Annotated in this window: 22 protein-coding genes, 1 tRNA gene and 1 pseudogene; 6 read left to right on the plus strand and 18 right to left on the minus strand. The window is 38.6% G+C overall.

Annotation, left to right across the window (positions count from 1 at the left end; genetic code table 11):
* Nucleotides 1-28: 28 nt before the first annotated feature.
* Complete coding sequence (gene acnA / locus QUF49_RS10305; RefSeq protein WP_289495572.1) at nt 29-2,755, minus strand: aconitate hydratase AcnA; 2,727 nt, start codon at nt 2,753-2,755, stop codon at nt 29-31.
* 280 nt (nt 2,756-3,035) lie between these two features.
* Here acnA and QUF49_RS10310 point away from each other — a divergent pair, with 280 nt between their 5' ends.
* Nucleotides 3,036-3,227: a DUF378 domain-containing protein gene (locus QUF49_RS10310; protein ID WP_289495573.1), complete on the plus strand. Its 192-nt coding sequence runs from the start codon at nt 3,036-3,038 to the stop codon at nt 3,225-3,227.
* A gap of 81 nt (nt 3,228-3,308) precedes the next feature.
* Nucleotides 3,309-3,479 carry a small acid-soluble spore protein O gene (gene sspO / locus QUF49_RS10315; protein WP_066241155.1) on the plus strand — a complete coding sequence of 57 codons (171 nt, stop codon included), beginning with the start codon at nt 3,309-3,311 and terminating at the stop codon, nt 3,477-3,479.
* On the opposite strand, the gene QUF49_RS10320 is transcribed toward sspO, so the two are convergent.
* The gene (locus QUF49_RS10320; RefSeq protein ID WP_289495574.1) at nt 3,476-3,733 is read right to left on the minus strand and encodes a hypothetical protein; all 258 of its coding nucleotides are present in this window, start codon (nt 3,731-3,733) and stop codon (nt 3,476-3,478) included. The genes sspO and QUF49_RS10320 overlap by 4 nt on opposite strands.
* 76 nt (nt 3,734-3,809) lie before the next feature.
* Here QUF49_RS10320 and QUF49_RS10325 point away from each other — a divergent pair, with 76 nt between their 5' ends.
* The gene (locus QUF49_RS10325) at nt 3,810-3,950 is read left to right on the plus strand and encodes a small acid-soluble spore protein P (RefSeq protein ID WP_289495575.1); all 141 of its coding nucleotides are present in this window, start codon (nt 3,810-3,812) and stop codon (nt 3,948-3,950) included.
* Here QUF49_RS10325 and QUF49_RS10330 read toward each other — a convergent pair.
* The 3 genes from QUF49_RS10330 to QUF49_RS10340 form a co-directional block, all read right to left on the minus strand.
* Nucleotides 3,895-4,110, minus strand: coding sequence for a hypothetical protein (locus tag QUF49_RS10330; RefSeq protein WP_289495576.1), 216 nt, complete (start codon nt 4,108-4,110; stop codon nt 3,895-3,897). The two genes, QUF49_RS10325 and QUF49_RS10330, sit on opposite strands and share 56 nt — an antisense overlap.
* Before the next feature lie 141 nt (nt 4,111-4,251).
* On the minus strand, nt 4,252-5,631 hold the full coding sequence (selA, locus tag QUF49_RS10335) for an L-seryl-tRNA(Sec) selenium transferase (protein ID WP_289495577.1): 1,380 nt from the start codon (nt 5,629-5,631) through the stop codon (nt 4,252-4,254).
* Between the two features lie 55 nt (nt 5,632-5,686).
* Nucleotides 5,687-5,923: an Rdx family protein gene (locus QUF49_RS10340; protein WP_425590496.1), complete on the minus strand. Its 237-nt coding sequence runs from the start codon at nt 5,921-5,923 to the stop codon at nt 5,687-5,689.
* A gap of 94 nt (nt 5,924-6,017) precedes the next feature.
* Between QUF49_RS10340 and selD the strand changes: the two genes are divergently transcribed.
* Entirely contained in the window at nt 6,018-7,073 is a 1,056-nt protein-coding gene (selD, locus tag QUF49_RS10345) for a selenide, water dikinase SelD (RefSeq protein ID WP_289495578.1), read from the plus strand.
* Between the two features lie 608 nt (nt 7,074-7,681).
* On the opposite strand, the gene phnC is transcribed toward selD, so the two are convergent.
* The 5 genes from phnC to selB are packed head-to-tail and all read right to left on the minus strand — an operon-like array spanning nt 7,682 to nt 13,011.
* On the minus strand, nt 7,682-8,419 hold the full coding sequence (gene phnC / locus QUF49_RS10350; RefSeq protein WP_289495579.1) for a phosphonate ABC transporter ATP-binding protein: 738 nt from the start codon (nt 8,417-8,419) through the stop codon (nt 7,682-7,684).
* 8 nt (nt 8,420-8,427) lie between these two features.
* Complete coding sequence (phnE, locus tag QUF49_RS10355) at nt 8,428-9,186, minus strand: phosphonate ABC transporter, permease protein PhnE (RefSeq protein WP_289495580.1); 759 nt, start codon at nt 9,184-9,186, stop codon at nt 8,428-8,430.
* Nucleotides 9,187-9,195: 9 nt separating this feature from the next.
* A complete protein-coding gene (gene phnD, locus QUF49_RS10360) occupies nt 9,196-10,089 on the minus strand; it encodes a phosphate/phosphite/phosphonate ABC transporter substrate-binding protein (RefSeq protein WP_289495581.1) in 894 nt (297 codons plus the stop codon).
* 13 nt (nt 10,090-10,102) lie between these two features.
* Nucleotides 10,103-11,119, minus strand: a complete 1,017-nt coding sequence (locus tag QUF49_RS10365; RefSeq protein WP_289495582.1) for a glycosyltransferase — start codon at nt 11,117-11,119, stop codon at nt 10,103-10,105.
* A gap of 2 nt (nt 11,120-11,121) precedes the next feature.
* Complete coding sequence (gene selB, locus QUF49_RS10370) at nt 11,122-13,011, minus strand: selenocysteine-specific translation elongation factor (protein ID WP_289495583.1); 1,890 nt, start codon at nt 13,009-13,011, stop codon at nt 11,122-11,124.
* Between the two features lie 399 nt (nt 13,012-13,410).
* On the opposite strand from selB, the gene QUF49_RS10375 reads away from it, so the two are divergent.
* Nucleotides 13,411-13,507, plus strand: a tRNA-Sec gene (locus QUF49_RS10375).
* On the plus strand, nt 13,496-13,960 hold the full coding sequence (locus QUF49_RS10380) for a DUF2621 domain-containing protein (protein ID WP_289495584.1): 465 nt from the start codon (nt 13,496-13,498) through the stop codon (nt 13,958-13,960). Before QUF49_RS10375 ends, QUF49_RS10380 begins: the two co-directional genes overlap by 12 nt.
* A 47-nt stretch (nt 13,961-14,007) precedes the next feature.
* Here QUF49_RS10380 and QUF49_RS10385 read toward each other — a convergent pair whose 3' ends face one another.
* The 8 genes and pseudogenes from QUF49_RS10385 to mnmH form a co-directional block, all read right to left on the minus strand.
* Complete coding sequence (locus tag QUF49_RS10385; RefSeq protein ID WP_289495585.1) at nt 14,008-14,472, minus strand: CcdC family protein; 465 nt, start codon at nt 14,470-14,472, stop codon at nt 14,008-14,010.
* 2 nt (nt 14,473-14,474) lie between these two features.
* Nucleotides 14,475-14,930, minus strand: coding sequence for a Na(+)/H(+) antiporter subunit B (locus tag QUF49_RS10390; RefSeq protein WP_289495586.1), 456 nt, complete (start codon nt 14,928-14,930; stop codon nt 14,475-14,477).
* A 27-nt stretch (nt 14,931-14,957) separates the two neighbouring features.
* A complete protein-coding gene (locus QUF49_RS10395) occupies nt 14,958-15,668 on the minus strand; it encodes a cytochrome c biogenesis CcdA family protein (protein ID WP_289495587.1) in 711 nt (236 codons plus the stop codon).
* 109 nt (nt 15,669-15,777) lie between these two features.
* Entirely contained in the window at nt 15,778-16,620 is an 843-nt protein-coding gene (locus tag QUF49_RS10400) for a M15 family metallopeptidase (protein WP_289495588.1), read from the minus strand.
* Between the two features lie 169 nt (nt 16,621-16,789).
* Nucleotides 16,790-17,047, minus strand: a complete 258-nt coding sequence (locus QUF49_RS10405) for a hypothetical protein (protein ID WP_289495589.1) — start codon at nt 17,045-17,047, stop codon at nt 16,790-16,792.
* Nucleotides 17,048-17,187: 140 nt separating this feature from the next.
* A pseudogene (locus QUF49_RS10410) lies at nt 17,188-18,948 on the minus strand (ABC transporter ATP-binding protein).
* A gap of 41 nt (nt 18,949-18,989) precedes the next feature.
* The gene (locus QUF49_RS10415) at nt 18,990-20,741 is read right to left on the minus strand and encodes an ABC transporter transmembrane domain-containing protein (protein ID WP_289497626.1); all 1,752 of its coding nucleotides are present in this window, start codon (nt 20,739-20,741) and stop codon (nt 18,990-18,992) included.
* Between the two features lie 109 nt (nt 20,742-20,850).
* Nucleotides 20,851-21,906, minus strand: a complete 1,056-nt coding sequence (gene mnmH, locus QUF49_RS10420) for a tRNA 2-selenouridine(34) synthase MnmH (protein WP_289495590.1) — start codon at nt 21,904-21,906, stop codon at nt 20,851-20,853.
* Between the last annotated feature and the right edge of the window lie 12 nt (nt 21,907-21,918).

Below are 21,918 nucleotides of genomic sequence, written 5' to 3' on the forward strand. Positions count from 1 at the left end.
TTGCCATTAAGGCAAAGGGTTTTTTGTATTAGTTTTGAGTTTGAGATGAATGAGCCAGTTTATTGCGAAGTACCATCGGAAGGATACCGCCATGACGGTAGTATTCGATTTCAACTTCACTATCAAAACGAGCGATTACTTCAAACGTTTTCTCAGATCCATCTTCAAATGTTGCTGTTACTTGAACAAGATCACGAGGTTTTACATTTTCATCAACTGAAACTGTAAACGATTCTTTACCTGTAAGTCCGAATGTTTCCGCATTCTCTCCATCTTTAAATTGAAGCGGAAGAACACCCATCAACACAAGGTTAGAGCGGTGAATACGTTCAAAGCTTTCAGCTAGAACTGTTTGAATACCAAGCAGTGTAGTACCTTTAGCAGCCCAGTCACGGGAAGATCCCATTCCGTAGTCTTTTCCTGCAATAACCATCAGGCCAGTACCATTCTCTTTGTATTTCATAGCAGCATCATAAATGCTCATTACTTGGTTAGTTGGCCAGTATGTTGTCCAGCCGCCTTCAGTACCAGGTGCAACAGCATTTCGGATACGAATGTTTGCAAACGTTCCGCGCATCATTACTTCATGGTTACCACGTCTAGAACCGTATGAGTTAAAGTCACGAGGCTCAACACCATTTTGAATAAGATATCTTCCAGCTGGTGTATCCTTGCCAATCGCTCCTGCTGGAGAAATATGGTCAGTTGTTACAGAATCACCAAACTTAGCGATTAACTTCAGATCTCTAAGAGGTTGGATCTCTTTAAGTTCTGCAGAAAGTTCTTCAAAGAATGGCGGGTTTTGAATGTATGTTGAAGCAGCATCAAAACCATAAAGCTGATCAGCAGAAGTTTTCAGTGCATTCCAGCGTTCGTTCTCATCGAATACACGCTCGTATTCTTTTTTGAACAATTCTGGAGTAACTGCTTTGTTCATCGCTTCATTAATTTCTTCAGTAGTCGGCCAGATATCTTTAAAGTAAACTTCATTGCCATCTTTATCTGTTCCAAAAGAATCAGATTGGAGGTTAAAGTTAACTGTTCCAGCTAGTGCATAAGCCACTACTAATGGAGGTGAAGCTAAATAGTTTGCTTTTACAAGCGGATGAATACGGCCTTCAAAGTTTCTGTTACCTGAAAGAACAGATGTTACTGTCAGGTCGTTTTTAGAGATTGCATTTTCAACTTCAAGAGCTAATGGCCCTGAGTTACCGATACATGTCGTACAGCCGTAACCAACAAGGTTAAAGCCGAGCTGATCCATGTAACTCATCAAACCTGCTTCTTCTAAATAACGAGTAACTACTTTTGATCCTGGTGCTAAAGATGTTTTCACATAACCAGGAACTTTTAATCCTTTTTCTACGGCTTTCTTAGCAACTAATCCTGCACCAAGCATTACGTAAGGGTTGGATGTATTTGTACAGCTTGTAATTGCAGCAATTGCTACAGCACCTGTTTTCATCGTAGATGTTTCGTTGTTTGGATGCTTAACAACTACTTCCTTGTTGATCTCATCAGCGGTTAATCCAAAACCTGCATTTCCTTGAGGAGCAACAAGCGCTTTGTTAAAGCTGTCTTTCATCTGGGATAAAGGAATCAAATCTTGTGGACGTTTAGGTCCTGACAAGTTTGGCTCAATCTCTGAAAGATTTATTTCAACAACGGATGTAAATTCTGGGTCTGCATCTCCTGCAGTGTAGAACAATCCGTTTTCTTTGCAGTATGCTTCTACAAGTTGAATTTGTTCTTCTGTTCTTCCAGTCAGTCTCATGTAGTTTAGAGCTTCCTCATCTACTGGGAAGAATCCGCAAGTTGCACCATATTCAGGCGCCATGTTTGATACTGTCGCACGGTCTGCTAGAGGCATCTCAGCAAGTCCTGGACCAAAGAATTCTACAAACTTTCCTACTACCTTCTTTTCACGCAATACTTGCGTTACTTTAAGAGCAAGGTCAGTTGCAGTCGTTCCGTTTGGAAGTGTACCTGTAAGTTTCACACCGATAACTTCTGGAACTGGGAAGTAAGAAGGCTGCCCTAACATACCAGCTTCCGCTTCGATTCCACCAACACCCCATCCTAATACACCAAGACCGTTGATCATTGTTGTATGAGAATCTGTACCTACTAGTGAATCAGGAAAAGCAACTGTCTCTCCTTCTGATTCGCTCGTAAGAACAACTGGAGCCAAATACTCCAGGTTAACTTGGTGAACGATACCCGTTGCAGGAGGTACTGCACGGTAATTATCGAACGCAGACTGCGCCCAGCTTAAAAGCTTGTAACGTTCTTCGTTACGGGCAAATTCAAGATTCATGTTAAAAGCAAGAGAATCTTCAGTTCCTGCTTTATCAACTTGTACAGAGTGGTCAACAACAAGATCAACTGGAATTTCAGGATTGATCTGAGAAGGATCTCCACCCATATCCTTCATTGCTTTACGAAGAGACGCTAAATCAACAACAGCCGGAACTCCAGTAAAGTCTTGAAGGATAACACGTGAAGGCTTGAAAGGAACATCGATATCTTTTAGTTCACTTGTCCCCCACTTTGCAAGGTTTTCAACGTGTTCTTTGTTAATTACTTTTCCATCATACTGTCTTAAAACCGATTCCAATAATACTTTTACAGAGTAAGGTAATTTTGATACGTTACCAATTCCCGCTTCTTCTAACGCTCCTAAACGGTAATAGCTATATTCCTTACCGTTAACATCAAAAGTAGAACGGGCATTAAATACATCATTTCTTTTCATGTTCCACTCTCTCCCTTCAGTAACAATCATACACGATTATGAGAAAAATTGTCGAAAAAATGTGTTCAATTTCAGAGTACCGGACACAAAATCTTTTTTTCCCTCTATTATCATACGTAAAACCCTTTCATAAGTAAAATAGTTAATCGTTATCAATCGACATAAGTTTTTCTTATCAATTAAAAAATCACCTTCATTTTCCCATATGCATATATTGAATTACGTTATATATCTTTTGTTTTCCACTTTAGTAACATGTCGATATGGATCGGAGGGAAACATGATGGATTGGTTAAAAAAATTAGCCGCATTACTCGTTTTAATCGGAGCGTTAAACTGGGGGTTCATCGGTCTTTTTGATTTAAACCTTGTTACAGCAGTTTTTGGAAGCGCTACCACGGTTACGAAGGTTATTTACAGCCTTTTAGGGTTATCAGGTGTTTGGCTGTTACTTTCAAAATATAAATGCTGAATGTAAAGAAGCACTCCTTTTTTTGGAGTGCTTCTTCTTTTTTAAATTGAGCAAACTAAAACCAACGGAGGTGAAACAATTATGGGAAGAAATAAAGCAAATCACACACGTCCTGGTATGAATGCAGCCAAAGCACAAGGAAAGGGTGCAGGTTACAATACCGAATTTGGAAATGAGGCGCTAAGCTTGCCTAACGAGAAGTTAAGTGAAGCAGAACGTCAAAACAATAAAAAGACGAAAAAGCGCCACTAAGGCTTGGGAAACTGACTTTGCAACTGCTGAAGTTCGATTAAGTAGCTCTTTAACTGAGGCTGCTGATGTTCTGAAGCTGTTTCAAGAGCATTTTCAATTTGTTGACAAGCCTTTTCGTTCTCGGTCATAAACTGGGAGTAATATACACCATATTCATCGCTTGAGGAATCAAGTTTTTTTGAGACATCAATCGTGTGGTTGTAGCCTTGTTCTGCTGCTTGATAAGCTTGTTGTTTATCTTTGTTATAGGGCATAGTTACCTTCCTTTTTTGGTTTGATATCTTTAACCTTCCAATTTAAATCATAATTATTCAATAAGGGGGACTTTTTATGGGAGAGCATAACACGTTTAAAGATATTAGAAAGAATGCTCCTAAGGGAGAAAATCCTGGACAGCCTGCTCCGATGAGCGGATCTAAAAAGGTAAAACAAAGAAATCACACCGGACAAAACCATGGCGAGGGCCGCTAAAGTAAAAAACTAAGGCTGTTTTCGCAAACTTTGTTGCTATTGGAAGTGGTTGATTTCCGTTCCAGGTGCTCGCTTTCCGCGGGGCAGGCGGTGAGCCACATTCGTAACGTTTCACTCTTAAGTGTCTCACCTGCCCACCTGTCCCGCAGGAGTCTCGCACCTTCCACTCCATTCAACTCTCATAGAAGAAAAGAGATTAGAAAGCACCAATTTTTTAATAAAGAGCCAAAGCTAAAAATTCCGTTTGTAAGTTAACAAAAATGAAGGGACTGGCACGATTGTGTCAGTCCCTTCCCTTTGATTATTGAATAGAATCAATGGCATGCAAGATCGTTAGCGTTTCTTCTTCTGTAACCGTTCTTAGATCAAGAAGCACTTCTTCCTCTTTAATACGTACAATTATTGGTGTTTGAAAATCACGGAAAGTTTTTGCCAAATATTCAGCGCCTTTTGGATGTGTCAGTCCGATACAATAAGTAGGCAGCTTCACATCTGGCATTGTACCTCCACCTACTTGAGAATACTCTTCTACGATTTTAACTGTGAGTGATGAATGATTTTCAACCTTTATCATTAACTCCATCACCTTTTCTTTAATTTCTTCCGATGTTTTTAGAATATCCCTTACTGTTGGAATTGTCATATGTTCACCATTTAAGTAAGCATTTAAAGTTTCGTTTAACGCGGCAATCGTGAATTTATCAACTCTTAAAACCCTAGCAAGCTGATGTTTTTTCAATGTATCGATAATTTCTTTTTTACCAGCAATAATTCCAGCTTGTGGTCCGCCCAATAATTTATCCCCGCTAAACGAAACAACATCGATGCCTGAACCGATAACAGATGAAACTAAAGGTTCGTCTCCAATGCCGTGAGAATGGAATGGGAAAAGCGCTCCGCTGCCTAAGTCCTCATAAATGACGAGTTCTGGATTTTTTTGTTTTAACTTTAATAGCTCAGTAGAATGAACTTCTTTTGTAAATCCAATTACTTTAAAATTACTCGTATGCACTTTCATGAGCATACCGGTTCGATCTGATAATGCATTTTCATAATCAAAATAATGAGTCTTATTGGTTGTTCCAACTTCTCTTAAGATTGCACCACTTTCTTCCATAATAGAAGAAACACGAAATGAGCCCCCAATTTCAACAAGCTCTCCTCTTGAAACAATGACTTCTTTGTTTTTTGCAAGTGCCTTCAGCACAAGATAAACAGCCGCAGCATTATTATTAACGACCATTGCTGCTTCTGCTCCTGTTACTCGCTGTATAAGGTTTTCAGTAAGGTCATGCCTTGATCCGCGTATTCCTTTTTCAAGGTTGTATTCTAAGTTTGAATACATATGAGCTGTCTCAGACATACGCTGTACACTTTTATCACTAAGTCTGGATCGGCCCAAATTAGTATGTATAACGATTCCACTTGCATTAATGATTGAGCGAATCTGATTCCCAGGATTACATAAATTTTTTCTAGCAGAAGTCTTTATAAGTTCTTGAATATCAGCTTTCAAGTCAATGTCATTTTGTTCCGAAAGAATATTTTTACGCCAGAGTTTGATCGCATCTTGAACAGCACGTGTAATTTCCTTCTCAGGTTTGCCATTCACTTCAGAACTGATATCTTTAACAATTTCATGAACAGCAGGCAGCTGTCTTAAAAGGTCTCTTTTTAACATGGTGAAGCTCCTCCTTAAGGCTATAAAGATCATCCTATAAGGAGGATTACTTCGTTTAAGCCTTTAATTTCTCTAACTCTTCAATGATTAAATCATGATCCGGAAATTCACCGGTTTCTTTTTTTGAATAAAGTTTATTCCCATTTACAGACACTTCAAAAACACCGCCAGAGCTTGGAATCAGTTCAAGTGATGAAATAGAGGTGCGAAAATGGCTAAAAAGGTCTTCCGCGAGACTCGCGGCTTTGGGTGCAAAGTTTCACATCATGCAGAATTCGATACTTACTTTCATCATTCATCCTCCTTTTTTAAGACTATTTTAGTATATCCTTAGCCAATTAACAAAAAAAATGTTTATACTACTCAATAGGAGGTGCTAAACCCATATGACTAGCAAAGATAAAGTACGGCTGACCCACCTGTCATCTAAAGGTGGTTGAGGCTGTAAAATCGGTCCAGAAGACCTGGCGCAAGTTTTGCGTCATTTACCTAAACGTGAAAATGATCCAAACCTTTTAGTTGGCCTAGATACTTCTGATGATGCAGGAGTATACAGACTAACAGAGGATTTAGCCATGATTCAAACTGTCGATTTCTTCACACCAATCGTTGATGATCCATATATGTTTGGACAGATTGCAGCTGCAAATTCACTTAGCGATGTTTATGCGATGGGAGGAAGACCAACTACCGTAATGAACATTGTTGGTTTTCCGATTAAGACGCTTGGACATGAAGTGCTCGCTGAAATCCTTAAAGGTGCTGCTGATAAAGTAAAAGAATCAGGTGCCGTACTTGTAGGCGGCCATTCGATCGATGATTCGGAGCCGAAGTTTGGATTATCTGTAACAGGGCTTGTTCACCCTTCAAAGGTGTTTAAGAATGTTGGAGCAAGACCTGGCGATGTTCTTGTGTTAACCAAACCAATCGGTGTCGGAATACAAACGACCGCCATTAAAAATGACAAACTTTCAGAGAAGCAGGTTGAGCTTGTTAGCGAAACAATGGCCGCATTAAATAAAACGGCTGCAGAATGTTTGGAGGGACTCTCTCCAAATGCGGTTACAGATGTAACTGGTTTTGGTCTCCTTGGCCACGCTGCTGAAATGGCTAAAGGAACTGGCGGTATCTCCATTCACATTGATTTTGAATCCGTACCACTCCTTCCCGGAACGAATGAACTGGCACAAGCTGGAATTGTACCAGGCGGCTCAAAAGCGAACCATCGTTGGATTCAAGATGACGTAATCTATAGTGAAAATCTTGATGAATGGCAGCAATTGATTTTATGTGATGCAGTAACATCCGGAGGTTTGTTAGTCAGCCTTTCTGAAGACGAAGCGGCTGAATACTTAAAAAGACTTCAGTCTAATGGAAACAAAGATGCCAGCATCGTAGGAAGTGTTTCTGAGTTAACTGAAAAATCAATCATAGCCAAATGAAAAAAACTCCGGACAGGTTCCGGAGTTTTTTATTCGGCTCTTTTCTAAACCCTATTTTCGCAAATTTTGTAGTTCTAGTAAGTAGTTGATATCCGCTTCAGGTTGCTCGCTTTCCACGGGGCGTACGGTGAGCCTCCTGCCGCTATGCGCCAATAGGAGTCTCCACCTGTCTAGTTGCAGTGGCTAGCCCCTCGAGGTCAAAAGCTAAATGGTCCAGAAGGCAAAGTACACCTTCCTAGCCCATTCACCTTTTGCTTGTCGGGGCTGAACGAGCCACTTCCACTTTTCGAACTGACCGCTCGTCCCGTAGGAGTCTCGCACCTTTCGCTCCAATCAACTTGCAAATGAAGAAAGGAAGAATCCAAATAGCAACCATCCTTCAAAAAGAACTTTTCTTAAAGATTTTTACTAAAGGTAGATTTTCAAGAGCTTCATCATCGAATCGTTAATTGGAGCGGAATGACGAGACTCCTGCAGGATAAGTGGGACAGGTGAGACCATTCAATGACGCAAAGCGGTGAATGGGCTCACCGCACACCCTGCGGAAAGCGAGTCATGGAGCGGAAATTAAACTCTTTCATTGCAACATAGAATATGAAAACAGCCTTTTAATAATTATAAACCTCTGCATACATTTGATCGTCAAACTTTTCCGGCATCCCGTCAAAAACAAGCTTTCCGTTTTTTAATGCAATAATTCTTGTTGCGAATTTCTTAGCAAGAACTACATCATGAACATTTATGATTGAAACGAGGTTTCGCTTTACATGTGTTTCTTTTAATAGATGAAAAATTCTCTCCGCAGTACCTGGATCCAAGCTTGCTACAGGTTCATCTCCTAAGAAAACTTTTGGGTTTTGAACGAGTGCCCTGGCGATTGCTACCCTTTGCTTTTGGCCCCCGCTAAGATTTTCTACTCTCCTTGTTGGTTCAACCGTAAGTTCCACTTGTTGAATTGCCTCTAAAGCATGCTGTCTTTCAGTGGAGTTGAATAGACCAATCAGATTTTCGTAAGATTTTTTATAACCGAACAAACCCGTTAAAATGTTTTGAACGACGCTCATTCTTGGAATTAAGTTAAAATGCTGAAAAATCATTCCTGTTTTGCGCCGAACCTCTAAATTTTCTTTGTTTGTCATCTCTGTTAAGGATTTATCTTCCCATTTTATGCTTCCTTTTGAAACTGGCTGAAGACCATTGATACAACGGATAAACGTTGATTTTCCTGCACCGCTTCTTCCTAAGACACAAACGAATTCGCCTCGTTGAAAAGAAATATTCACATCTTGTAATGCAGGTTCAGTTGTACCAGGATATAAAACAGTAACATTTTCAAATTCAATCATTTCATCACCTAAATAACCTTTTCCCGTATTTTTCCGCCAATATAATCTACCAAGATAACCATGACCATAATGAGCAGAACGTCTACAGACACAAGCTGATATTGAAACGTCTTAAAATGGATAAATAACTGCTGACCGATTCCACCGCCACCGATCAGTCCTAAAATAAGTGAAGTTCGAATCGCTACTTCAAAACGATAGAAAAATTGAGAAAGGACATTTGGCCATATTTGAGGCAGAATAGCAAACAAGTTTCCGATCAACTTCTTTGCCCCTACAGCTCTCATGGCTTCCATAGGGCCTTTATCAGCCGCTTCAATTAGTTCTGATATCAGCTTGCCTAATACACCGATATTATGAAGCACGATAGCGATTACGGCTGGGAAAGGACCAAGACCCAATGTTGTTAAAAGGATTAAACCAAACACAAATTCCGGAACCGACCTCATAAAGCTTAGAAAGAACCGGGTGGTAACATAAACGATCCGATTACTACTTGTATTTCGTGCTGCCAAAAAACTTAACGGCAGCCCAATGATTAAACCAAACAAGCTCCCCAAAAATGCGATTGCGATCGTTAATAAACTTTCTTGAAATAAATATGGAAGACTTTCCGTGTTCATCGGAAACCATTTTGACAGGAAGTCACTCATATTTTGAAAGTCTTTAAATTTTGATAGATCAAATTCTGTTAATCTCATGCTTAAACCGACAACGACAATCAAGCACAAAAATACAAACAATTGGCTCCTCTTAAACCAAACCATTATTCCCCTCTATTCTTTAATCGTACCTTCTTTAATAGCTGCCTTTCGGATACTCTCATAATCTTTATTATCCGCTTTTGTAAAACCTGTTGCTCCAAAAGCATCTAAAATTTCTTTATCCTTTATATCTAAAAAGATATCTTGCAGCTCTTTCATTGTTTTTGAATCTGTATTTTTCGAAACTGCCCAAGGATATTGGAATAGCTTCTCAGACTTCCAGATAACTTTAAACTGATCACCGTCTATAGAACCTTCCTCAACCAGTTTGTCATAAATGGCGCTGTCGATTGCTCCGACGTCTACTTGTTTATTCTGCACGGCAAGTGCAGTTGCATCATGTGAACCTGTAAATCTTACGTTATTAAATTCGTTTTCTGATTCACTCTTATAAACGCCTTCATCTTTTAATTTAATGCTTGGAATTAAAGAGCCAGATGTTGAAGATGGATCACCAAAAGCAAACTTAACATTTTTTACATCAGAAATCATATCATCAATACTCTCATATTGACTGTCTTTATGTGTGATCAGGTAAGAGTAATAAAACGGTTCTCCTTTAATCAATTGAGTGACGATTGCTTTAGCACCGCTCTCTTCATGTGCCACAACATATGTAAGTGGACCAAAGTAAGCCATATCAATCTTATCGTAGTTCATTGCCTCAACTACACCATTGTAGTCCGGATACGATGTAATCTTAACTTCTCTGTCCATTTTTTTACTAAGGAGATTCTGAAGTTTATCAAGTGCACCTTTCATTTCACCTTCTGTTTGAGCTGGTATGACTCCGATCGTAAGCACATCATCTTTATTTGCTTTATTATTTTTTGTATCCTCTTTCTTCGTTCCGCAAGCTGTGAGGACCAAGATAAGTGCCATTAATAACAAGCCTAACTTTTTCATTTTATTCTCTCCTTTATATTTTGTATAAGTTTAAGTATGAAACTACTTCTTTTTCAATAGTGTGGTTCTCAATGATCGTTTGATACCCATTAGCACATTGATGTTTATAAAATTTTTCGTCTAATAACACTTTTTTCAAAGATTGATATAACTCTTCATGATTTTGAAAGAGCATTCCGTTTTCATTATGACGAATAATGCTGCAATTCCCAGTATTACTTCGGGCAATTACAGGTTTATGAAGACTCATCGCTTCTAATAACGAGGTAGACTGACCTTCCGTAAATGATGTGTTTAACACAAGACCTGTCCATTCATAAAGTTCTTTCATTCGAGATAAATCGATTTCCGGCAGATAATGCAGCCACTCATACTTTTCTACTGCTACTTGTACTTGGGTATAAACATCATGATCTAAATTTGCCCCCGCAATTAAAAGTGTAATTTCGGGAAAATCTAACTTTAATTTTAAGATGCTCTTTAGTGCGTATAAAACATCCTTAACTGGTCTAAGCCCAGCAGGCAGTAACAGTTTTGGTGTTCCGATCGGTAATGGAAGAGGTTCACTAGAACGATCATGAGCTGGCAAATACACACTCTGTGGTATGACATGAACAAAATCATCGTTTAAGCCATATTGATTGACTAGCATCCATTTTGCATCTTGAGTGAAAACAGTAACTGCTTTTGCCTTTTTTAATAGTGGAAGATACCTTTGTTCATTTTCTATCAAAGAATGGTTTAGATCGGTACCGCCAGACGTTACGATATAGGGCTTGTCCAATTCCACTTGATTTCTCTCAGCCCACTTTACAAATCGAGCAAAATGAAGAATGTGGAAAACGTCAGCTTTCTCCATTCTCTCTCTTACTACGGAATCATAAGACATCTCTTCATATGAAAAGATATTCATCTCAACTTCACCTTCACGAGATAACCCATGTTCTATTCGTCTCGCAGTAGTGGCATTGCCTCGATTTTGGTAATAATACGGTGTGAAGAACAGTACTTTTATGTTAGTATCTCTCAAAGTTACACCCATTTCCTTACATTTGAATCTCTAATAGTATAACCATTGGTATCCAAGCATTCCAAAAATGGAATTAGAAATTTCCTTGATGTATCAAGAGCTACTTTTGCTTCTTGTACAGTGAAACTTCCGTTCGTCTTGCTTCGTAACTGTTCCACAGCTGTATCAAAAGCAGATTTGCTCAGCAGCACTTCGTCAAAAAGAACCACTGCGTGATTCGTTTTAATCAAATGATATTTATAATCGTTATACAGCTCTTCTGGTAATTGCTGCGATTTGAAAAGCGATAGAAGATCATCCGGCTCTAGTTTCATTTCCTCTAAACGCTCTAGAACTTGTGACATTCTCATTGACCATTTTTGTGGGAAATCAGGCTTGAAATCTGACAAATGAACAAACTGATCTGTAACAGATATAATGGATGTTTCAATCCATTGGTCAATAAGACCATTAACCACTTTTGGATGGAGTTTTCCTTTTAAATATTGAACAGCTTCTGCCTTCGGAATACCTTGACGTAAAGGATTTTCTTCATGAAACTGTTTAAGTCGATCGATCCATTCAGATTGCACTCTCTCAAGAGTTAATGCCGCAAAATAATACCCTTGTATTTGATGAATAGAATTAAGTTCCAAAAGTTGATAGATCGCTTCATTAAAATCCTGTTCTTCAAATCCTGTAAGTTTCTTTAAATCGATCTCCGTTAACGACCCTTCTTTTTCGAGTGTATGAAGAACTCTCTCTTGAGGAGTCCCTTCATATTTACTTTTTAAAAGTTCAATCGTGTTCGTACCAAATTTATAAATTGAACCGTTCGGGTCGATAACTTCACCTCCTCCGATCGTTTCTTCTGGTGAAGGACGCCTTATGATGTACTTGTCCCCGCGTTTCGTTACAATTTCTTCATCTAATCTAACTTGGCAAAATATTTGATGTGAATTGTTTTCAAGTTCATTTCGATCGAAAAAGACAAGTTTCCCCATAACTTCAGATGTTCCTGTGTAGAACTTAACCGGTGCTCTCTGTTTTATTTTACCGTCCCACCCATTTCCTGTTGATAGCACGATATCGATCATATCTGTTGTCGAAAATACATGAGGTGATAATAAAACATGTCCTCTCTTCCAAGCTGTTCTGGATCCTCCTGAAAGATTAAGAGCTGCTCGCTGCCCTGCTTTTGCAGAATTCACATCTTGTTTATGTACTTGCAATTTACGGATTTTCACTTTGTCATTTCCAGGCTCTATGATTAGGTCATCACCTTCACGGACTTCTCCTTCGTAAACAGTTCCACGTACAACGGTTCCCTGTCCTTTTACAGTAAAGATGTGATCGATAGGCATACGAAACGGCCCTTGTGAAGATCTCGTTTGGGTCCCTTGCAAGAGTTGACCAATCTCGTTTTTTAGATCATCAATTCCAGACATAGAGATGCTATCTACAAAATGAACGGGGAACGTTGCAAATGCAGTTGACCTTGTAAGCTCTCCAATATCTTCTTCAACTAGCAGTCTCATTTCTTCGTCTATCAGATCAGACTTTGTTACAACTATGACACCAGTTTCAATACCTAAGTAAGAAAGAATTTCAAAATGTTCACGTGTTTGCGGCATAACTCCTTCATCTGCAGCAATTACTAGAAGAACGAGATCGATTCCAGCAACCCCAGCAATCATTTGCCGAATAAATTTTTCGTGACCAGGAACATCGACGATGGAGGTATTTATTTCATCAGTTAATGGAAATGGTGCAAAACCTGGCTCAATGGTTATCTTTCTTTCTTTTTCTTCTTTAAGTGTATCTGTGTCAACTCCACTCAAAGCTTTCGTAAGTGTTGTTTTACCGTGATCGATATGACCCGCCATACCAATCGTATAATATTTAACTGTCATATGTTTTAACCACCTATACTTACATACTTCTTACACTTTATGTAATGCACATGTAAAAAACAAGGATAATGCATTTTTAAAGAGAATGGTATAGCTTTTTTAGCCCACAACAATTATTTCCCGAACCTTCATACGTAAATGTATATTTATTCATACATGTATACCCACAGGTTATCCACAGAACAAGTTATTCACACTTGTCCACAGATCAAACTGTTATAGTGCGTTTATTTCGCTGTTATAGACGAAGGTCTGTTACAGTACGAAATGCTGCTGTACCAGTATACCGGCAACATGATTCGACAGCATTCCCCTCCCCTATCCGATCGATTAAGTCTAGAGTCTTGTCCAATCGGTATAAAATCATGTATAATGCAATAGCGAGCAAGAGATTCTTATGGGGCCAGATGTGTAGCTGGTGCTTGCCTGGGTCTTCAAAACCTTTTGGGAGGCGCGTGCCGTCTCCGGTGGGTTCGATTCCCACATGGTCCCGCCAAAAATTTATACATACGAGGTGGACGCATTGTCTGGATGGTTCATCACTTTTATCGTGCTGTGGTCCATTTTTTTATTCACTATGTTTGCAATCGGTGGATATTTTATGTTTCGCAAATTCTTAAAACGTCTTCCGAAAGAAGATGGAAAATCGATCTTAGATTGGCAGGAACATTATATTAATCAAACCATTCATTTATGGAATGAAGATCAAAAGAAGCTTTTAAATGAACTAGTTGCTCCGGTTCCTGAACTTTTTCGTGATGTCGCAAAGGAAAAGATCGCTGGAAAGATTGGAGAATTAGCATTAGAAGAGAATGCTAGTTCTATGTCGCAGGATTTGATCATTCGAGGATATATTATCGCAACACCAAAACGGGATCATAAGTGGCTTATTAAGACATTAAAGAAGAAGAATATTGATATCGAGCCTTATCAATCATTGCTCGCATAAAGAACCCCTGAATCGAATAGATTCAGGGGTTTCCTTTTCACTAGAACTTATAATGCGATTTCATTTTTCTTTTTCATGAACAAGAACAGCATCGCTAGCCGCCATGGAAGAATCATACCAAAAGCAACGATAAAGAATAGCGAACTCGTTTCAAAGATGGATATCGTCGAGCCGATATACCACTTCAATGCTAAACGAATGGCAAACAATCCGATTATAATAAAAATGAAGGCTTTCGATCTTACAAGGTATACATGATCACCTTTTATTTCGAATTTGCTTGTCATGATGAGGAAGATTGAAAACATAAGACCCACCACAAAGGCCTCCCCTGCTTCAATCCATGTAATGTGAAAAGCCGGTATTACGAACTGAAGAAATCCTGTACTCATAGCTAAAGGAGGTATGATAATTCTCTTTGCTGTTACAGGTTCTCTTGTTTCTTTCATACGAAAGTTAAAAACAATTACAGCCATGATAATGGCAAAGCATGTACTCGCAATAAAAAACACGATTAGTTCCCTTCCCCTACTTCTTTCTCAATCTTATCTTCTGCAATAGAGAGGATGATTGTCATAGTAACCCCTATTACAGTGAAATATACACCTAAATCAAAAAGCATAGCAGTTGCAAGTTCAGTCTTTCCTAGTATCGGAAGGTAAAAGTAGCCAAAACTTTGGCTTAAAAATGGTACTCCTAAAACAAATGAACCCGCACCAGTAAGAATCGCTATTAAAAGTCCAGCTGCAATCATATATGTATAGTTAATAGGCAGAATTCTATTTACAGGCTGTAGTCCGTAAGAAACATATAAAAGAAGAATGGCGCCTGCTCCCATCAATCCTCCTATAAAACCTCCACCAGGTGCATTATGCCCTGAAAATAACATGTTTACAGAAAAAGCTAAAATAACAAAAACAATGATATTCGTTGTTGTTTTTAAGATAAGGTCGTTAGAACGTGTATGCATGATGTAAATCCCCTTTCGTAAGTAATCTTAAAAACCTTTAAATCCACCAAAAACTCGATTTGTTAAAAATGATGTTAGCTGGGTCAACCAGTCAAAGTAAAGTAAGATCCCCATAACTACCATCAAGGTACCCCCTACCACCATAAACTGACGATTAAATCGTTTAATTGACTTTAGTTTATCCAAAAAGAAGCTTAATACAAAAAATGGAACAGCAAATCCTAAAACATAAGCAACCATATAAGTTAATGAAGCTGCTGGATTTGATACTCCTAGTGCAATGACTCCAGCTAGAATTGGTCCCATACAAGGTGTCCATCCTGCTGCAAACCCAATTCCTATTAGTACAGAACCCGCATACCCAGCAGGTCGCGATTGAAATCTTACTTTTTTATCTTTCATCAAAAATGTTGGAGTTATGAATCCCATTACAACGAGTCCAAAAAAGATAATCACGATTGCGCCAATTTGCCTCAGCAACGTTTGATATTCTACAAAAAGATCTCCAATAATTGTAGTAGATAATCCTAAGAAAAGAAATATTATTGAAAAACCTATTAAAAAGAATGTCGTATGTAAAAGCGCTCTTTTTCTAAGCATAGCGTTTTCTTCTTTTAGTTCCTGAACCGATATACCTGTAATGTAAGATAAAAATGCAGGATATAACGGTAAGCAGCAAGGGGATATAAAAGACAGCAGTCCGGCCCCAAACGCAAGCCAAATATTGAGATCGTTCATTTAGCAGAAGCTCCTTTTTTACAGTTCTCTCTCTATCTTAATGGGAATAGCCAAATTGTTCAAACATAAAGAAAGACAGCTTCGTGAAAAGCTGTCCAAATCCTATCACTTATGGTTTTTGCAAATATTCTTCAAGTGTAATTCCTTGTGCATGAATTTTCTTTGCATGATCTACACCTACGTATCTTAAATGCCATGGTTCATACTGATACCCAGTAATATGTTCTTTTCCTTTCAGGTATCTAATGATAAATCCATACTTATGCGCATTCTCAGCAAGCCATTTACCTTCTTTTGTTTCTCCGAATGCCTCCACGAGTTCATAATTCACTTCTGGAGAAGTAACGTCCATTGATAAACCTGTTTGATGCTCGCTTTGTCCCGGCTTAGAACTTGTTTTATTTGCAACTTCTTCTCCTCTTTGCTCAGCATTATAAGCAAAGATCGACACTTGAGTGTCATAAGATCGATAACCAGATTGAGCAAGAAGTTCTAACCCGTTCTCCTCAGCTGCCTTAAACAAGACTTCCAGTGAAAGAGCTGCTTCTTTTCTTAATTTCTTTTTAGGAAGATCCTCTTTAAACGGAAACGGAACATTAGGTTTTACCAAATCTTTTGGTTCATAATCTTCAGGTAAATTTCTTTCTTTGTTCGCAACAATTAATAGATCATCTAGATTCTGAACAACTGCTTGTCCATCACCGGATACGGTTACCGTTTCTTCAAGCCATGGTAGATCAGCTTCAGGAGAAGGTTGTTCTTCGTTAGGTTCTGTTTCGTTTTCGTTCGTTTTTGGAGTTGATTTTTCATTTGAAATCTTTTTTTCTTGTTTTTCAGAGGTTTCATTTTTAAATGCAGCATTCCATTGTTTTTCAGCCCATTCAACAGGTTTACATGCCGTTAGGAGTAACATGCTTCCAATTAGCATTGATGGTAATACATAGTTCTTCAAAGTACTCTCATCCTTTTTATTCAGTTTGTATGTGTATGCTATCTTATCATAGGATAATTTGCAAATAAGTCAATGACATATGACATAAGTTCATATATTCGAAAAATTAAAGACAATAAATAGGAAACTCTCTGTCTCCAATCCTTATTTTGATGAAGGCAAAACAAAATTACTTAATAGAGAAGAGACAAATAGAAAAGCTGTTTTCGCAAACTCTGATGCTCTTGAAAGTAGTTGATTTCCGTTCCAGGTTGCTTCGCTTTCCGCGGGGCGTGCGGTGAGCCCCTTGACGCTTTGCGCCCTTAAGGGTCTCACCTGACCGCTTCAAGTAAGTTCCCTTGCTCCTGCGTCTACAAGTTAATGCTAACGCAGTGATTTTCCTCGTCGTATGCCTTGCGAAGAAGCTTTTCAGGTGGTAGGCATGCACCTTACACTACAATCAACTTGTCAGTGAAGGAATAAACAAATTAATTAGTAGAAACAATCCTTTAGAAAAGGACATAGTAAATAAACCACCATAACAAAACACAAAAAGGCAGCTCCCTCTGATTAGGAACTGCCTGCATTTTAGCCTACTTCATCCATTGAATCCTTACCGTGCTGCAGAAGAAACATCTTATGATACAGTCCCCTCTCTCTTAAGAGCTCTTGATGTGTACCACGTTCTACGATCTCGCCTTTATGCAGTACCAAAATGAGCTCAGCATCTTGAATCGTAGAAAGTCTGTGTGCGATGGCGATCGTCGTTCTGCCGCTTCTCATCTTATTAAGAGCTAGCTGAATCTCTTCTTCGGTTTCTGTATCAATATTTGCTGTAGCTTCATCCAAAATTAAAATTTTTGGGGAAAAAGCCATTGTTCTTGCAAACGAGATCAGCTGTCTTTGTCCGCTAGAGAACGTAGCGCCTCTCTCTCCTATTTCTGTCTGATACCCCTCAGGCAATTTTTCGATAAACGTTGATGCTTGAACAAATCGAGCAGCTGACTTCACATCTTCATCTGAAATATGTTTATTGTACATCCTAATATTCTGGGTGATATCTCCAACAAACAAAAATGGATCTTGAAGAACGAGACCTACCTTTTCCCTAAGTTCCTTATTTTCATAATGTGCAAGGAGAACATCATCAATAAGGATCTGTCCTTTTTTCACATCATAAAAACGCATGAGCAAATTGATGATTGAACTTTTCCCGCTTCCGGTATGGCCGACTAGTGCGACCGTCTGCCCAGGAAGTGCAGTGAAGGAAATATTCTTGAGTACATCTTGTTCACCATCATAGGAAAAAGTAACATTTTTGAATTCAATCTTTCCATTTTGAATGGCGGGTTCTTGATTTCCTTCTTTTACCGGAGCGAACTCTTTTTCATCCATGACGGTAAATACCCGGCCGGCTGAAACAATGGCTTGCTGAAATATTCAGAGACGCATCATCATCATGTTAACTGGTTCAAAAAATCGATCTAAATAGTTTATGAACGCATAGATTACTCCAATCTCTACTGGCGAATTGAAGGATTTGATGCCAAAAAAGGATAGAATCATCAACAGTGCGAGCATATAAACGAGATCGACTGCTGGGCGTAATAACAAACCGTTATATTTGATGTTTCGAATCTGGGCGTCGTTGTGTTCATTATTAATGATCGCAAACTCTTTTCTAAGACGTCTCTCTTGGTTAAATGCCTGAACGATTGACATGCCCTGAAGTGACTCGTTCAGTTTTGCATTTAACTGACTGAGCTTTTCTCTCATCTCGTAAAACGATTTTGAACTATATTTACGATACATCCACATGATTGCTACAATAAACGGCAAAATACATAAGCAAAACAGTGCGAGTTTCACATTTAAGTAGAACATAAATCCGAAAATCCCGAATAAAAATACGATATTTTGAACGAAAGTGGAAAGCACACTAACATACAAGTCCTTTACTGCTTCTGTATCGTTTGTAATTCTTGAAACTAAACTTCCAACTGGTGTGCGATCAAAGAACTTTAATCCCAATGAATGCACCTTTGAAAACACTTGGATCCGTAATGTTTGTATGATGTCTAATGCTACAGATTGAAATAAAACAAATTGAATATAGTTAACAGCCGCTGAGATTAAGATTAATCCTATATAACTAGATGCCAGAATCAGCAATGCTTTTTGTTCAAAATTACGAGGCGTTAAGTAATCATCAATGAACGTCTTAACTAAGATTGGTCCGGTCAGTTCAGCAGCTGTTGCAATCAATAGTAGGAAGAATGCTAGCGCTAACCGCTTTTTATGCGGGGTTGTGTACGACATTAATCTCTTGAACACTGTCCATTGTTTCATTTGCTGCAGTTCATCTTGCGGGTGTTCTAGTTCTGGTGCACTCATTTCATCACACCTCCTTCTGAAATCAACGTTTCTAAAGCTTGCCTTTCATATGTTTCTTTGTACCATCCTTCTTCATTAACTAAGCTGTGATGAGTTCCTCTTTGACAGATCGTGCCGTTTTCCAGAACAATGATTAAATCACAATGAGCGATTGAAGAAAGACGATGTGCCGTAATGATAGTCGTTTGATTTTGCCGTTTCGCTTTTAAATGCTGAAGGATCGATTCTTCAGTTTTGGCATCAACCGCAGAAAGTGAATCGTCTAAAATTAAAATTTCAGGATTTCTAAGTAAAGCCCTAGCTATTGAAATCCTTTGTTTCTGCCCTCCCGAAAGTGTTACTCCCCGCTCTCCTACTACCGTTTCATAGCCATACTTGAATTGAGAGATATCTTTATGAATGGCAGCGAGCTCTGCAGCTTCTTTCACTTCTGAAAAAGGCGAGTCAATTTTGGCAAAAGCTATATTTTCAGCAATGGTCGCCGAAAACAAAAAGTGATCTTGTGGAACATAACCGATTGCTCCTCTTAATGCATGCAACTTGTAATCACTAATGTCATGGCCATCTATTAAAATATCACCATGATTTAAGTTATATTCACGCAGCAATAACTTACAAAGACTAGTTTTTCCGCTTCCTGTCTTTCCGACAATCCCCAGTGTTTGCCCTCGTTTTAACGTAAAAGTGATCTCCTTTAGTATTGGTGAACTTTCAGCGTAAGAGAACTCTTTCAACTGATAAGAGATATCACCATGTGGACTGGATTCAATTGTGCCCGAGTCCTCGATTTCTTCTTTTACAGCAAGCAGTGATTCAACTCGGTCATATGACGCTCTTCCCCGTTCAACAATATTAAACAACCATCCGAAAGCCAGCATCGGCCATATTAACAATCCGAGATAACTCGTAAATGAAATGAGCTCTCCGATTGTTAGTTCATTTCGAGTGACGAGAATAGAACCATAGCTTACAGCCAAGAAGAATGATAAACCGATAATTAGCGATATTGTTGGATCGAATAAAGAATCGATCCGTGCAACCGCCATATTCTTCTTAACTGCATCTTTTGAAAGATCTTCAAAACTTTTAATATCATCTGTTTCCTGACCAAATGCCTTAATTACTCTAGTTCCAGAAATACTCTCTTGCACTTTATCATTCAAAGTGGAGAATGCTTCTTGAGCACTATGAAACCGTTTATGAAGCATCGTTCCATATTTGTTAGTAGCCAACGCCATAATCGGTAAAGGCAACAAACTAACCAGTGTCAGTTTCCAGCTGATCGTTGTGGCCATAGCGATTAGTGTAAATCCACCCATCATTAATGAATCAACTAGTGTTAAAACACCATCCCCAGCTGTTTGCTGAATCGCTTGAAGGTCATTTGTAGAATGAGCCATCAAGTCCCCCACACGCCGTTTATGATAAAAAGCTTGAGATTTCTTTGTGAAATGCTCATATAACCGGTTTCTTAAAAGCATCGCAAGTTTTACTGCAGCACCAAAGATCAAAATTCTCCATATGTAGCGCAGGACATATATTCCGATAGCGATACCGATGAGAAGCCCACCATATTGCCACAATAGCCCTTCAGTTATCGTTTCTCTCTCTATATGATCGACGATGAGTCCAACAACTTTCGGAGGTACTAGTAAACCTAATGAAACGAAGGCGAGCATGATAATACCGCCTATATAACGCCATTTCTCCTGTTTGAAATACCACATTAACTGCAGAAAAACTTTCAACACCTGTTCCCCCTTGTAAGCAAATCAAAAACAAGTATAGTTTACCAATATATGAAAATTCCGAAAAGGAAAAAGTTTCACAAAAAAAGACCCTCTAAATGGGTCTTCTTTATAGGATTAGACGTTTTATTTGTTCTTTTACTTTTATATAAATCTCTTCAAACGAATCTCCATATAATTTTACACATTCACTCTCATACTTTTGTTCGGCGAATTCGTATTTTGGATCGTAATAGTTTTCTAACAATAAAGATACCACTTTTTCATAATTTTGATTTTGAAGACGATGCTGCAAATCCTCCATAACAGGTAATGGTATTCTTTTAGATAGCTTATTTACAGCCTCAACAATCTCATCTTTATGCAGAAGTGGCTTGTACACATTACAAATAAAATGAACTCTTAAGTGAAACGGAATCTCAACATGAATACGTGTCCCGCTGTATTTTCCTTCTAAAAGAAAATCTGGAACAACAACTCTTCCTATTCTTTTGCTTTCTGATTCGATGATAAGCGATTGTGATGTTTCTAATTCTTTGAGGCGTTCAAAAAGATTTGATTCAAACTTTTTCTGCGAAGAAGGCTGTTCACCTATTCTTCCAAAGATCGATCCTTTATGCCCAGCCATTTCTTCTAAATTTATGACCGGGTATCCCTCACTTTGCAATTGTTCTAAAATTTTCGTTTTCATCGTGCCAGTGTGGCCTTCAAGTACGATTATCTTTCGAGGAGTCTTTATAAATCTTTCAAAAAAGGATTCGATCTGTTTTCTATACGAACGAATTCCGCCTTCAAGCTGCAAACATTGAATTCCGATCATGTTCATCGTTTGAGCGATGCTTTTGGAGCGTAAACCGCCTCTTGCACAGTAGATTACCACTTTTTTATCTGGGTTTTTCTTCTTTTCTGTTTTTATCTTTTGAAAAAGAGCAGGCAGCTTTGGACCAACAACTTCAAGTCCACGCTCTATCGCTGCCTCTTTGCTCTCTTGCTTATAGAGCGTTCCAATTTCTGCTCTTTGTTCATTTGTAAATATACTAAGGTTAATAGCTCCTGGAAGATGATATTCTTCATATTCTTTTGGAGACCTTACATCAAAAAGCAAATATTTATCTAAATCCAAGTCATTAATGGAAATCGTCTCTAAATTGTTCACGGCCATCATCCTTTAGTTGCT

This window comes from Fictibacillus sp. b24, assembly GCF_030348825.1.
GTDB lineage: Bacteria > Bacillota > Bacilli > Bacillales > Fictibacillaceae > Fictibacillus.